11 protein-coding genes are annotated in these 13,287 nt (G+C 75.4%); 5 read left to right on the top strand and 6 right to left on the bottom strand.

The genetic code is table 11. From position 1 onward, the window contains the following. Positions 1-42: 42 nt before the first annotated feature. Positions 43-861 carry an RDD family protein gene (locus AC1C2V_RS02005; protein ID WP_495388434.1) on the bottom strand — a complete coding sequence of 273 codons (819 nt, stop codon included), beginning with the start codon at positions 859-861 and terminating at the stop codon, positions 43-45. Positions 862-909: 48 nt separating this feature from the next. Here AC1C2V_RS02005 and AC1C2V_RS02000 point away from each other — a divergent pair, with 48 nt between their 5' ends. Next, the gene (locus tag AC1C2V_RS02000; protein ID WP_495387889.1) at positions 910-1,899 is read left to right on the top strand and encodes a stage II sporulation protein M; all 990 of its coding nucleotides are present in this window, start codon (positions 910-912) and stop codon (positions 1,897-1,899) included. Positions 1,900-2,114: 215 nt separating this feature from the next. On the opposite strand, the gene AC1C2V_RS01995 is transcribed toward AC1C2V_RS02000, so the two are convergent. From AC1C2V_RS01995 to AC1C2V_RS01975, 5 genes are read right to left on the bottom strand one after another with little or no spacing between them, the layout of a single operon-like run. Continuing rightward, positions 2,115-3,542 (bottom strand): DUF58 domain-containing protein, encoded by a 1,428-nt coding sequence (locus AC1C2V_RS01995; protein ID WP_495387888.1) that lies wholly within the window; start codon positions 3,540-3,542, stop codon positions 2,115-2,117. A gap of 48 nt (positions 3,543-3,590) precedes the next feature. Next, the gene (locus tag AC1C2V_RS01990) at positions 3,591-4,667 is read right to left on the bottom strand and encodes an AAA family ATPase (RefSeq protein WP_495388433.1); all 1,077 of its coding nucleotides are present in this window, start codon (positions 4,665-4,667) and stop codon (positions 3,591-3,593) included. Continuing rightward, positions 4,661-5,947, bottom strand: coding sequence for a DUF4350 domain-containing protein (locus AC1C2V_RS01985; protein ID WP_495387887.1), 1,287 nt, complete (start codon positions 5,945-5,947; stop codon positions 4,661-4,663). The genes AC1C2V_RS01990 and AC1C2V_RS01985 overlap by 7 nt, the downstream gene beginning before the upstream one ends. Further along, on the bottom strand, positions 5,944-6,630 hold the full coding sequence (locus AC1C2V_RS01980) for a DUF4129 domain-containing protein (protein WP_495387886.1): 687 nt from the start codon (positions 6,628-6,630) through the stop codon (positions 5,944-5,946). Before AC1C2V_RS01980 ends, AC1C2V_RS01985 begins: the two co-directional genes overlap by 4 nt. Then, a complete protein-coding gene (locus AC1C2V_RS01975; RefSeq protein ID WP_495387885.1) occupies positions 6,627-7,805 on the bottom strand; it encodes a glycerophosphoryl diester phosphodiesterase membrane domain-containing protein in 1,179 nt (392 codons plus the stop codon). Before AC1C2V_RS01975 ends, AC1C2V_RS01980 begins: the two co-directional genes overlap by 4 nt. A 199-nt stretch (positions 7,806-8,004) precedes the next feature. Between AC1C2V_RS01975 and mtrA the strand changes: the two genes are divergently transcribed. The 4 genes from mtrA (at position 8,005) to AC1C2V_RS01955 (ending at position 13,214) form a co-directional block, all read left to right on the top strand. After that, positions 8,005-8,685, top strand: a complete 681-nt coding sequence (gene mtrA, locus AC1C2V_RS01970; protein WP_495387884.1) for an MtrAB system response regulator MtrA — start codon at positions 8,005-8,007, stop codon at positions 8,683-8,685. Further along, positions 8,672-10,486, top strand: a complete 1,815-nt coding sequence (gene mtrB / locus AC1C2V_RS01965) for an MtrAB system histidine kinase MtrB (RefSeq protein WP_495387883.1) — start codon at positions 8,672-8,674, stop codon at positions 10,484-10,486. The genes mtrA and mtrB overlap by 14 nt, the downstream gene beginning before the upstream one ends. Then, complete coding sequence (locus AC1C2V_RS01960; RefSeq protein WP_495387882.1) at positions 10,483-12,225, top strand: LpqB family beta-propeller domain-containing protein; 1,743 nt, start codon at positions 10,483-10,485, stop codon at positions 12,223-12,225. The genes mtrB and AC1C2V_RS01960 overlap by 4 nt, the downstream gene beginning before the upstream one ends. Before the next feature lie 131 nt (positions 12,226-12,356). Beyond that, positions 12,357-13,214 (top strand): ComF family protein, encoded by an 858-nt coding sequence (locus AC1C2V_RS01955; protein WP_495387881.1) that lies wholly within the window; start codon positions 12,357-12,359, stop codon positions 13,212-13,214. Positions 13,215-13,287 lie beyond the last annotated feature (73 nt).

Below are 13,287 nucleotides of genomic sequence, written 5' to 3'. Positions count from 1 at the left end.
CGCGAAACAGGGCCAGAAGCATGCTCACGGCGAACGCCGTGCTCAGCGCGGCGGGTCGGGGATGGCGTAGGGCAGCCGGTGCAGCGTCGCGGCGCGGGCCTCGGCCCGCTCCTGCTCGGCCCGGCCGCGGGTCAGCTCGCGGTCGCGGCGCTCGTGCAGGACGGCGTGCAGGAACGCCTCGGCGGGCGTGCCGGGCGGCGGGCCGGGCGCGACGTACGGCTCGATCCGGCCGGCCAGCTCGTCGGCCAGGCCGGCCCGCGAGGCGGGCGCGAGCCGCGGGGCGCGGTCGAGCAGCTGGCGGGCGGACAGCGCCAGCCCGTCAGGGAGGCGCCGGATGTCGGCCGTGCGTGCCCACCCGGCCAGCTCGGGCGGCATCGCGAGCGGCACCGACCAGCCGCGCCCGCCCCGTACCCGGATCACGTAGGTGCCGGCCAGGATGTCGCCGAGCCGCTTGCCGCGCGAGTTCGCCAGCGACGTGACGAGCGCGACGCTGCCGAACGTCAGCCACAGCTCGCCGACACCCACCAGCGCACGGACGAACGCGTGCCGGAACCGCACCGGCCCGCCGTCGTCGCGCACCACGCGCAGGCCCGTGGCGAGCTTGCCCACCGAGCGGCCGCGGCTGAGCGTCTCGACCGTCACCGGCACCACGACCATCACCACGACCGCCGCGACCACGGACAGCACCCGCAGCCACTGCTCGTCGATCGAGACGTCCTGCGCGGCGGCCACCACGAGGAGGGCGAGCACCACGATCCCGATCACGGCGAGGTCCAGCAGCGCCGCCAGCGCACGGCTCACGAACGACGCGGGGCGGGCGTCGAGCACCACGCCCTCGCCGATCAGGATCCCGTCGTGCATGTGCATCCCCCGCTCGTCGCACCGGTGTCGTGTGGAAGGCTATCGGCCGTGGACCTTGACGCCTTCTCCGCCGTGCACAGCCCCCAGTGGGACCGGCTGCAGCAGCTCACGCGGCGCCGGCGGCTCGACGGGGCGGAGGCCGACGAGCTGGTGCGGCTGTACCAGGCGGTGGCCACCCACCTGTCCACCGTGCGGTCCGCCGCGCCCGACCCGGTGCTCGTCACCCGCCTGTCGGACCTGCTGACCCGCGCGCGCGTGCGCATCGCCGGCACCCACGAGCCCGCGTGGGCCGACGTCGCGCGGTTCGTCGTGGTGACCGTCCCGGCCGCCCTGTACCGGGTGCGGTGGTGGACCCTCGGCGTCGTCGTCGTGTGCCTGGCGCTCGCGGTGGTGGCGGGGGTCCGCGTCGCCACCGACCCGGACGTGCTCGCCCTCATGGGCACGCCGTCCCAGCGCGAGGCGTACGTCGAGGACGCGTTCGCCTCGTACTACGACCCCGGGGCGTCGTTCGCCGCGATGGTGTGGACCAACAACGCGTGGATCGCGGCGCAGTGCGTGGGTCTCGGCATCACCGGCGTGTGGCCCGTGTACATGCTGGTGCAGAACGCGGTCGGGGTCGGCGCCACCGGAGGCATGATGGCGGCCTACGGTGAGCTGGACCTGTTCCTGCAGCTCATCGCGCCGCACGGGCTGCTCGAGCTCACCGCGGTCTTCGTCGCCGGCGCGGCCGGGCTCAAGATCTTCTGGACCGTGATCGACCCCGGGCCGCGCACCCGCTCCGTCGCCCTGGCGCAGGAGGGCCGCGCTCTGATCACAGTCGCCATCGGGCTCGCGGGCGCGCTGGCGCTGTCCGGGCTCGTCGAGGGCTTCGTCACCGGCTCCGCGCTGCCGTGGTGGCTCAAGATCGTCATCGGCGCCCTCGCGCTCGCCGCGTTCTGGGCCTACGTCCTCGTCCTGGGCCGCCGGGCCACCGACGCCGGGCTCACCGGCGACCTCGACGCCGACCGCGCCGGCGAGGTCGTGCCGACCGCCGGCTGACGCTGTCGATACCGCTCCGCTGGTCGAGCTTGTCGAAACCGCTCCGCTGGTCGAGCTTGTCGATACCGTTCCGCTGGTTGAGCTTGTCGATACCGCTCCGCTGGTTGAGCTTGTCGAAACCCGGTTCGTGGTCTCGACGGGCTCGACCGACGAGGTGTCGTCGAGCTTGTCGAAACCCGGTTCGTGGTCTCGAAGGCTCGACCGACGCGGATTCGTCAGAGCCGGCCGGCGGCCTTGAGGGCGAGGTAGGTGTCGGCGAGCCGGGGGGCGAGGTCGTCGGGTAGGGCCTCGACGACCTCTGCGCCATGCTGGCGCAGGACGGTGGAGACGGCGGAGCGCTCCAGGTCCGCGCGGGCCGCCGCGGCGGCGTCGTAGACGGCGGCCGACGACGAGCGGTCGGAACGCAGCCGCGCGGCGTCCGCGTCGGCCACCGCCGCGACGACCACCTGGTGCGTGCCGGACAGACGGTCGATCACGGGCAGCAGGCCCGTCTCGACGGCCGCCGGGTCGAGAGCGGTCAGCAGCACGACGAGCGACCGCTGCGAGACGCGGCTGCGCACCTGGCCCACCAGCCCCGGCCAGTCCGTCTCCAGCAGCGCGGGCTCGACGACCGCGAGCGACTCGGCGAGGGCCGGGAGCAGGCGCGGCCCCGACGCCCCGGCGACGCGGGCACGCAGCACGCGGTCGTAGGCGAGCACCTGGACGCGGTCGCCCGCACGGTCGGCCAGTGCTCCCAGCAGCAGGGCTGCCTCGATGCTCGCCTCCAGCCGGGTGCCGCCGAGCGTGGACTCCGGGGACTCGGCTTCCGCGGTGCCGTCGGTGCCGGCGCCGGTGGCCGGGTCGAGGGCGCCCGGGGTGCCGGTGCCGATCCGCGCAGCGGACGTACGCCCGGTGTCGAGCACGATCACCACCCGCCGGTCGCGCTCGGGCCGCCACGTGCGCACGACGACGTCGCCGCGGCGCGCGGTGGCCCGCCAGTCGATCGAGCGCACGTCGTCGCCCACCACGTACTCGCGCAGCGAGTCGAACTCCGTGCCCTCGCCGCGTACCTGCACCGTGGCCCGCCCGTCCATCTCCCGCAGCCGGGCCAGCCGCGACGGCAGGTGCCGCCGGCTGGCGAACTCGGGCAGCACCCGCAGGTGGCCGGGGACGGGGATCGAGGCCTGGCGACCGGCGACGCGCAGGGGCCCGAACGACCGGATCGTCACGGGCCCGGAGGTGCGGTCGCCGCGCCGGGTGGGTCGCAGCGGCGTCCGGACGCGGACGGACTCGCCCGCGGGCAGGTCGACGTCGTGCCGGGCCGAGCGGGCCACGAGCGGCTCGCCGGCCGCGGCGCCGTCGGTGCGAACGGGGGCATCGACCACGAACGACGGCGGCCATGCGTCGCGCACGACAGCGCGCAGCCGCCGGCGGGCCGTGTTCGTGAGCACCAGCTCGGAGCGGGCGGTGGTCCCCAGCCGCACCGACCGGGGCACCCGGCGCTGGATCGCGACCTCGCGCGGGGACGCGGCGAGGGCGACGTCCACGGCACACACCGCCCCCACGACCAGCGCCCACAGCACGACCGTCCCCGGCACCGGGAACAGCGCCACCGGCACCACCCCGAGCGCCGCCAGGACGACGGCACGCCACGTCAGCGCCATCTCACCACCCCGTCAACGCCGGCTGTCGGCATCCTTGTCGCCGGCCGCTCAGCGGGGGACGGGAACGGTCGCGAGGACGGTGGTCAGCACGCTCTCCGCCGTGACGCCCTCCAGCTCGGCCTCCGGCCGCAGCTGGACGCGGTGCCGCAGTGTCGGGTGCGCCAGGGCCTTGACGTCGTCGGGGGTGACGTACGGCCGCCCGGAAAGCCACGCCCACGCGCGGGACGTCGCCAGCAGCGCGGTCGCGCCGCGCGGGGAGACGCCGAGCGACAGCGAGGGCGAGCGGCGGGTGGCGCGGCACAGGTCCACGGTGTACCCGAGCACCTCGGGCGCCACCTGGACGCGCCGCACCTCGGCGCGGGCCGCGGCGAGCTCCGCGGCCCCGGCGACCGCGCGCACGCCGGCGGCCTCCAGGTCGCGCGGGTCGAACCCCGCGGCGTGGCGGGCCAGCACCTCGATCTCCTTGTCGCGCTCCGGCACGGGCAGCACCACCTTGAGCAGGAAGCGGTCGAGCTGGGCTTCCGGCAGGGGATACGTGCCCTCGTGCTCCACGGGGTTCTGCGTCGCGATGACCACGAACGGCTCCGGCAGGGGGCGCGGGGTACCGTCCACCGACACCTGCCGCTCCTCCATAGCCTCCAGGAGCGACGCCTGCGTCTTGGGCGGCGTTCGGTTGATCTCGTCCGCGAGCAGCAGGTTCGTGAAGACCGGGCCCTCGCGGAACGAGAACTCCGCCGTCCGGGCGTCGTAGACCAGGGAGCCGGTGACATCGCCCGGCATGAGGTCCGGGGTGAACTGGACGCGCTTGGTGGACAGGTCGAGCGACGCCCCGAGCGCCCGCACCAGCAGCGTCTTCGCGACGCCGGGCACGCCCTCGAGCAGCACGTGCCCGGAGCACAGCAGCGCGATGAGCAGGCTCGTGACCGCCGAGTCCTGGCCGACCACGGCCTTGCCGACCTCGGTGCGCACGGCCGCGAGCGAGCCGCGCAGCGCGCGCGACGGGGCGTCGTCCGATCCGCCGGTCGAGCTGGTCGAGACCCGATGCTCGTTGCTCGGCGCGGTGTCGACAGACTCAACCACCGGGGTGGGTGGGACCTGCGGGTTCTCGTCGGGGGTCGTCACGATCGGTGGACCTCGCTCTCCAGGATGTCGAGCCGGCGCGCGAGCTGGGCCAGCGCGTCGTCGTCGGTGGGTGGTGGGCCGTACAGCAGGTCGGCCACGTCGTGCGGGCCGCGGCCGGTGGCGCGCGAGACGGCGTCGGTGAGGGTCGTCGGGTCCGCGGAGCGGGGGACGCCGAGCCGGCGCGCGACGTTCTCCGCCGTGGTGGCGCGCAGACCGGCGGCCGCGTGGCCCCGGGATCGCGCCCGCCGGTAGAGGCGCCCGCGGCCGCGGGTGGTCTCGGCGGCGCGGACCACCACGGGCAGGTCCTCGGCCATCAGCGGGCCGAGCCGTCGGGCCCGCCACATCGCGGCGACCACCACGACGAGCAACGCCCAGAGCCCGACGACGCCGGCCCACGGGGGCAGTACCGCCCCGGCCGGCGCGGGGGCGTCGCCGCCCGAGACGCTGGTGTCCAGCGGATCCTGCACCAGCCACACGAGCCTCTCGTGCGCGCCGAGCAGCCCCAGCGCGAGGGCGGCGTTCCCGTCGTCGAGCACGGTGTCGTTGACGACGAACGAGGTGTCGTCGACGGCGGTCACCCGTCGTCCCGACTCCGTGCCCGGCGTGCCCGGCGTGTCCGTCACCTGCGCGAGCGCCGCGCCCTCCTGCCCCGTCCAGCAGAGCGTGACGTCGCGCCCGGCGCCGGCGTCCGGCTCGGCGCTCAGGCCGGCGGCGAGCCGCAGCGGGCCCGCCGCCCGCGCCACGGGCAGGTCGCAGCCGGGCTCGACCGGGCTCGCGGCGTCCGCGCCCACGGGGGAGCGGCCCACGGCGCCGTCGGTCGCGGTGCCGACCAGGTAGTCGTCCGCGCTCAGGAGCACCAGGTCGGCGTCCGACGCCGCCAGCGCGTCCGCCTGCTCGGGGAGCAGGTACGGTGCCGGCGTCACGAGCAGGGTGGTGCCGGGCCCGGCGGCGGCGAGGGCGTCGTCCACCCGCGTGACGTGGTCGACGACCACCCCCTGCCGCTCGAGTACCTGCGCGACGGCGCGGGCGCCGTCGGGGCCGGCGTTGTCAGGGGCGTACGGCGTGCTCGACGACGTGGGTCGGAACACGGCGAGGATCGCCACCACGAGCACGATCGCGCCGATCACCAGCACCGCCCATCGGGCGCGGCGCCAGCGGCTCGCCGCCCGGCCGCCCGCGGTGGTGCCGTCGCCCATGACTCCGGACAGCGTGACCGTGTCGCGGGACGGGTCCACGCCGGGGGAGACGGGGGCGGGGGCGCCGGGCGGCGTCTCGACGCTCATGCGCCCGCCCCCCCGCCCGGCCGTCCCGCCGCCGCGAGGGGCTCGGGCCGCGTGCCCTGCATGCGCTCGTCGAGGGCGCGCAGCTGGCGGTCGTCCTCGGGGCGAGCCGGCAGCGTGCCGTAGCAGACGTCGTCGAACAGTCCGGCCGCCCGGTGGAGGTCCGCGGCGACGGCCGGGAGCCGCAGGGCCGCGTCCGTCGAGGCCTCCTGCGCGGTCCGCCCCGGGCGCTCGTCGAGCACGGCGCGTTCCTCGAGCGACCGCACGAGGGCGCGGAAGCGGTCGAGCACCGCCGCGGACCAGTCTCCCCGGGCGGACGCCGCGTCGGCGGCGGCGCGCAGCTCGGCGGCGGAGCGCTCGTCGTCCTCGAGCACGACGGCCGACCGCCGCCCCCGCCGGGTGAGCCGGACGGGACCGGCCACCCACCACGCCACGGCCGCCACGACCACCAGGACGACGACGATCACCAGCGCGAGCGGGAACCGGCCCTCGCCGAGCGTCAGACCGTCGAAGAGGCCGCCGAACCACCGCAGCAGGCGCTCCAGCAGGGTCGGGGACGTGGAGTACTCCGGCCGGGAGAGCTCCTCGAGGAGCCAGCGGTGCGCCGTCTCCCGATCGGGGTCCACGGGCACGCCGACGGGCAGGACCGCCAGGGCCCTGTGCAGCGCCGTCGACGCGCCGATCACGCGAGCGTGCCGGGGCGGGCCCCGGGCTGCCCACCCTCCGGCGCCTGGGCCGCGGCGGCGAGCTGCACGTCGAGGCCCTCACGGCGCATGCGCACGTCCACGTACAGCAGCGCGACGACGCTCGCGAGGAAGATCGTGGTGATCGCCGTGGCGATGATGGTGGTGAGCACCGTGGCGATCACCATCGACAGCCCCATGGTCTGCGAGTTCCCGCCCGCCCCGCCCGCAAGGCCGGCGATGATGGCGATCGGGTACGTGATGATGTTGGAGGCGATGCCGACGATGACGGACGCGAGCAGGTAGATGCCGAAGAGGCGCCAGAACGACCCGCGGGTCAGGCGCCAGGCCCGGGCGAGCGTGGTGCCGAGGCGACGCCCCTCGAGCGCGAGCGCGGGGGCGACCAGCCCGACACGCACGCCCAGCCACACCAGCGCGGCGAAGAACGCCGCGAAGAGGAGCACGCTGACTCCTGCCGCGGCGCCCGCGGAGAAGTCGCCGAGCAGCACCAGGACCATCACGAACAGCGTGATCCACACGGCGAAGACCGCGAGGGCGCCCAGCGTGCGCAGCACGGCCCAGCCGATCAGCACCCCGACGCGGGGGCGCAGGCGGGACCAGACCTCGCCCACGCTCAGCTTGCGCCCGATCACCGACTGGCTGACCGACACGGTGAGGATGCCCTCCACCACCGGCTGGGCGAGCAGCATCGTCGCCGTCGTGCCGAGCGAGGTCGCGAGGAGCTGGGCGTACAGGGAGTCGAGGCCGAGCTCGCTGATCTCGGGGTCCACGTCGGCCAGCGAGGCGAACGTCGACGAGAGCGACGGGACCAGGAGCTGGGCGACGAGCACGCCGAGCACGGTCGCGACGAGCAGCACCAGCGTGGCGGTGCCGAGCATCACCTTGGGGTTGTGCCGGATCGCGGTGAACGCGCCGTCGTAGATCTCGCCGAGCGTGAGCGGGCGCAGCGGCACGATACCGGGCTTGCTCGTCGCGGGGCCGTAGGGCGACTGCCCGTAGGGGGTGGGCCCGCCCTGCCCGTACTGCTGCCCGTACTGCTGCCCGTACTGCGGATCGCCGGGCTGCGGGGCGCCGCCGGGGGCGTACTGGCCGTACCGCGGGGGCTCAGGGGCTTCGCCCCAGCCGGACGGAGGCTGGGGCTGGTCGGGCGGGGTCATCGCGGCCTCCCGGGCTGCTGGGCGGTCGGGTCGTGTCGGCGCGGCGTCGACGGACGGGGTGGGGTGGGGTGGAGGGAGTGAATGGTGGCGGCTGGGCGGTGGCCGACGTGACGCCGGTCGCACCGACCCTAGTACGCCGGTGGCGGTCCCTCACGTGGCGATCCACAGAACGACCCGCCCGGCCTGGCAGACTGTGCCCATGAAGTCCCGTGTCCTGGTGGTCGACGATGACACCGCCCTGTCCGAGATGATCGGCATCGTCCTGCGTTCGGAGGGCTTCGAGCCGACCTTCGTCGCGGACGGCGACGGTGCGCTGGCGGCCTTCCGCGACGAGCAGCCCGACCTCGTCCTGCTCGACCTGATGCTCCCGGGCAAGGACGGTATCGAGGTCGCCCGCGAGATCCGCGGCGAGTCCGGCGTGCCGATCATCATGCTCACCGCCAAGACGGACACGGTCGACATCGTGCTCGGCCTCGAGTCCGGCGCCGACGACTACGTCACCAAGCCGTTCAAGCCCAAGGAGCTGGTCGCCCGCATCCGGGCGCGCCTGCGCCGCACCGACGAGCCCGGGCCCGAGCGGCTGCGCGTGGGTGACGTCGAGATCGACGTCACCGGGCACAACGTGGTGCGCGACGGCGAGCGCATCAGCCTCACCCCGCTGGAGTTCGACCTCCTGGTGGCCCTGGCCCGCAAGCCCTGGCAGGTCTTCACCCGCGAGGTGCTCCTGGAGAAGGTCTGGGGCTACCGGCACAGCGCCGACACCCGCCTGGTCAACGTGCACGTCCAGCGGCTGCGCTCGAAGGTGGAGCGCGACCCCGAGAACCCCACGGTCGTGCTGACCGTGCGGGGCGTGGGTTACAAGGCCGGTGCCCCCCGCTGAGCCCGCCGCGCGTCGCGTCCGCAGGGCGTGGCGCCGGTGGCGCGCCCGGGCCGTCGCGCGGGTCCGCTACCTCGTCCGCCGCTGGCGGTCGTCTTTGCAGCTGCGGGTGGTCACGTCGGCCCTCGCCCTGGGCGTGGTGGCGGTGGCGCTGCTCGGGCTGTACCTGTCGATCTCGATCCGTGACGGTCTCTTCGAGCAGCGGCTCGACCGCATCGAGCGCGAGAACGCGGCGATGACCGAGCAGGTGCGCACGGCGTTCGCGTCCTCGCCCGCGACGTCGCGCTCGGACCTGCAGCTGCTGCTGACCTCCATGGTGCAGACGTTGGCCGCCGGCGCGTCCAGCGCTCAGGACTTCCTGCTGCTCAGTGCCCCCGACCAGCCGCAGCGCCTGCTGGACCCCGGCACGCAGATCGGGCTCCGGAGCATCATCAGCCCCGAGCTGCGCACCGCCACGCGCGCCTCCGACGGGCAGGTGCTGCAGTCGGTGCAGATCCCCGCCGAGTACACGGACTCCGAGTCGCCGGAGCCGGGCGTCATCGTCGGCTCCACCGTCGAGGTCCCGTCGATCGGCACGTACGAGCTGTACGCGGTCTACTCCCTCCAGGCGGAGCAGGAGACGCTGTCGTTCGTGCAGCGCACCCTCGCCATCGGGGCGCTGGCGATCCTCGCGCTGCTGGGGGTGCTCACCTGGGTGGTCACCCGCCAGACGGTCGCGCCCGTACGCCGCGCGGCGACCGTCGCGTCGCGGCTGGCCGACGGCCACCTCGACGAGCGCATGCCGGTGGCCAAGGGGCATGACGAGATGGCGACGCTGACCCGCACGTTCAACGAGATGGCCGCCAACCTCGAGGACCAGATCGCGCGGATGGAGGAGCTATCGGCCGCGCAGCGCCGCTTCGTCTCCGACGTCTCCCACGAGCTGCGCACGCCGCTGACCACGATCCGCATGGCGGGCGAGGTGATCCATGCGTCGCGGGACGAGCTGGACCCCGCCGCGCGCCGCTCCGCCGAGCTGCTTCAGACGCAGCTGGACCGCTTCGAGATCCTGCTCACCGACCTGCTGGAGATCAGCCGGTTCGATGCCGGGGCCGCGGTGCTCGACGTCGAGCAGCGGGACCTGCGCGGCCTCGTGGCCACGGTCGCGGAGACCTCGCTGCCGCTCGCCGAGAGCAGGCACGTCTTTCTGTCCGTGACGCTCCCGGACGAGCCCGCGACGGCCGACGTCGACCCGCGCCGGGTCGAGCGCATCGTGCGCAACCTCATCGTCAACGCGATCGAGCACGCGGAGGGCCAGCCGGTGGAGGTCACGGTCGGTCTCGACGCGGGCGCCGTGGCCGTCGTCGTGCGTGACCACGGCGTCGGGCTGGCGCACGACGAGATCGAGCGGGTATTCCGCCGGTTCTGGCGCGCCGACCCGGCCCGCGCCCGCACCACCGGGGGCACCGGCCTCGGCCTCGCGATCTCGCTCGAGGACGCGCGGCTGCACGCGGGCTGGCTCGAGGCCTGGGGCCGTCCGGGGGAGGGCGCGAGCTTCCGCCTCACGCTGCCGCGGCGTGCGGGGATCCGGCTGGAGCGCTCCCCGTTGCCGATCGAGGGCCCGTCGAAGGGCGTCGCCGCGCCGCCGACGGGGCAGCTCCCGGTGGTCAACCCGCCGACAGGGCCGACGCCCACCGCCATCCCGGAGCTCGGCGTCGTCGACGACCTCGAGCCGGCGCCGCCCGCCGTCCCCGGGGCCGAGACCGGTACGAGGACGGACGCCGATACCGACACCGAGACCGACATCGACGAGGAGGCGCGATGACGACGACGGCGAAGAACCCGGCCGGCCGCCGCCGCGCCCGCCCGACCGCCGCGCTGCTGGCGGTGCTGCTGGTGCTCGGCGGGTCGGCCGCGTGCGCGCGGATCCCGATGACCGGCGCGGTGCGCGACGGGGACGCGGAGCTCGAGAACGTGAGCGAGATCGGGTACATCCCGGCCGGCCCGACCGCGGGCGCCAGCCCCGACCAGATCGTCCAGGGATTCCTCAGCACCGCCCAGGTGGGCCCCACGGACGCCGCGTCGTTCAACGTCGCGAAGGAGTACCTGACGGAGCAGGCGTGGGAGGGCTGGGACCGGTACACGCGCGTGCTCGTGCTCGACGAGGACCCGCAGCTGGACCCCGGTGACGTGCCGGACGACGCGACGGAGACGACCGTCACGGCCTCCGCGACCGTCGTCGCGACGCTCGACGAGCGCGGCATGTACACGGAGGAGGCCAATCCCAGCACCATCGAGATCCCCTTCGGCCTGACACGGCAGACGGGCGGCGAGTGGCGCGTCGCGCAGCTCGACGACGGCCTGATGCTCTCGACGGCGTTCTTCGGGCAGGCGTTCCACCCCACCCGGCTGTACTTCCCGACGCCGGACCTCACCTGGTGGGTGCCCGACCGGCGCTGGTTCCCGCGCCAGACGTGGCGCACCGACGCGACGAGCGAGATCCTCGCGGGCCCGCCCGAGTGGCTGGAGGACTCGACCACCACCGTCATCCCCGAGGGCACCAGCCTCGCGATCGACGCCGTGACCGTCGCCGACGACGGCACCATCGACGTGAGCCTGACGTCCGCGATCACGCAGGCCACGGCCGAGCAGCGGGCGCTCGCCGTCGCCCAGCTCCAGGAGACCCTCGCCGAGGGGGAGGGGCGCACCGTCGTGCTGTCCGACCGGACCACGCCGCTGACGACGACGGCCGCGGACACCGTGTCCATGCCGCACACCTCGGGCGACGCGCTCGCGGTGGCGGGCGGCCAGGTGCAGCGGGTCGTGGGCCGCGCCCTGGCCGAGCTCGAGGAGCCGGTGTCGCTCGCCGGTCTCGACCCGACCGCCATCGCCTCGGGGCCCGGGAACCAGCCCGTCGTGGTGCGGGACGGGTCGGACCGGATCGTGCGCGTCTCGGGCGACGGCGCGCCCCAGGTCCTCCTGTCGGGCGAGGACCTCGTCGCCCCGTCGGTGGACCGGTTCGGCGCGGCCTGGAGCGCGCGCGGATCGACGCTGCTCGTGGCGCTCGCCTCGGGCGAGGTGCTGTCGCTCGACATCGACTGGCTGTCGTCTCGCACGATCCGGTCGGTGCGGGTGTCGCCGGAGGGGGCGCGGGTGGCGATCGTCAGCTCCGGTCCGAGCGGGCGGCTCGTGCACGTGGCAGGCGTCGTGCGCGACGCCGACCGTGCCCCGACCGGTCTGTCGGCGCCGGTGCAGGTGGCCGCCTCCGTGCGCCAGGTGACACAGGCGGTGTGGGAGGAGGACGCGGCCCTCGCGATGGTGGGGCAGGAGGACGACGGTGACGCTGCCGTGTTCCTCGCCGGCGTCGGTGGCCTGGCCGGGCAGGGCGGGCTGTCCCGTGCGCTGGCCGGCGTCCCCGACCCGATCTGGGTGACGGCCTCCGTGGCCGCCGGCACGGGCGCGCTGCTCGCCCTCGACGATGGCGGCACCCTGTACTCCCGGCAGGGCTCCGCCCTGTGGTCGGTCGTCTCCGAGAACGTGGACCTCGCCGCCTTCCCGGGCTGACGCCGCTGGTCTGGTCGTGCGGGGCTGGTCGCGCGGGATCTGCCCGGGCCGAGGCTGCCCCCAGGGTGGCGCCGTCCACACCCCGGGCGGCGCGCGCGACGCGGCGGGACCTCCTGCGGCACCCTGCGGGCATGACGACACGCGCCCTCACCCCCGCCATGGCCGCGATCGGTGTGGCGGCCCAGGTGGTCGGGGGGTGGCTCCGCGACCTCGGCCGCCTCGTCGTGCCGGTCTCCTGCCCCGGCTGCGGGCTGCCCGACGTGCGCTGGTGTGGGCGGTGCGCCGCGCTCCTGTCGTCGGCACCTCGGCGGGTCGAGGGGTCGGCGCCCCGCCTCGACCGGCTCGACGGTGTGCCGCCCCTGCCCGTGTGGGCGCTGGCGACGTACGCCGGCGCGGTGCGGGAGGTAGTGGTCGCGTGGAAGGACCGCGGCCGTGTCGACCTGGACGGGCTGCTCGGCCCGCCGGCGCGGAGTGCCGCCCGGAGCATGGCCGGCCCGGTCGCGGCGGCGTGCCGTGCCGGGCCCGTGCTGGTCGTGCCGGCGCCGTCCACGGCGGCGGCGACCCGGGCGCGGGGTCGCGAGCACGTGCGGGTGCTCGCGCGCGCTGTCGCCCACGGCCTGCGGGACGGCGGCGTCCCTGCCGTCGTGGCGCCCGCCCTCGCCCGCCGCGGCCGCGGTCGCGACCAGGTGGGGCTCGGCGCGCGCGACAGGGCCCGGAACCTCTCCGGCGCTGTGGTCGTGCGACCCCGGGTCCTGGCCCGGGCGACCCCCGCAGGGGCCGGTCCGGCGTGCGTCCTGGTGGACGACGTGGTGACCACCGGCGCCACGCTCGCGGCCGCCGAACGCGCGCTCGAGGCGGCCGGTGCCGACGTCGTCGGCGCGCTGGTGGTGGCCGCGACACCACCGCCCGGAACCGTCACGAGACCTGCGCGAGAACTCACGTCACCGCGCACCTCGTCATCGGTGTCCCAGGGGGGCGCGCGGGGTTAACCTGGGGGTTCCCACGCGGGCGAGGTGCCTCGGCGGAGATCCGGGGCGAGGAGTCCGTACGACCCATGAGCGG

It is taken from the genome of Isoptericola sp. Y541 (assembly GCF_059445465.1).
Note: the sequence above shows the minus strand (reverse complement) of the source record. Positions and strands in the feature narration are given on the sequence as shown.

Excerpts from the sequence above, each read along its gene's own strand:
- AC1C2V_RS02005 (WP_495388434.1), bottom strand. The coding sequence starts at position 861 with ATGCACGACGGGATCCTGATCGGCGAGGGCGTGGTGCTCGACGCCCGC.
- AC1C2V_RS01975 (WP_495387885.1), bottom strand. The coding sequence starts at position 7,805 with ATGACCCCGCCCGACCAGCCCCAGCCTCCGTCCGGCTGGGGCGAAGCC.
- AC1C2V_RS01995 (WP_495387888.1), bottom strand. The coding sequence starts at position 3,542 with ATGGCGCTGACGTGGCGTGCCGTCGTCCTGGCGGCGCTCGGGGTGGTG.
- AC1C2V_RS01955 (WP_495387881.1), top strand. The coding sequence starts at position 12,357 with ATGACGACACGCGCCCTCACCCCCGCCATGGCCGCGATCGGTGTGGCG.
- AC1C2V_RS01960 (WP_495387882.1), top strand. The coding sequence starts at position 10,483 with ATGACGACGACGGCGAAGAACCCGGCCGGCCGCCGCCGCGCCCGCCCG.
- mtrA (WP_495387884.1), top strand. The coding sequence starts at position 8,005 with ATGAAGTCCCGTGTCCTGGTGGTCGACGATGACACCGCCCTGTCCGAG.
- AC1C2V_RS01985 (WP_495387887.1), bottom strand. The coding sequence starts at position 5,947 with ATGAGCGTCGAGACGCCGCCCGGCGCCCCCGCCCCCGTCTCCCCCGGC.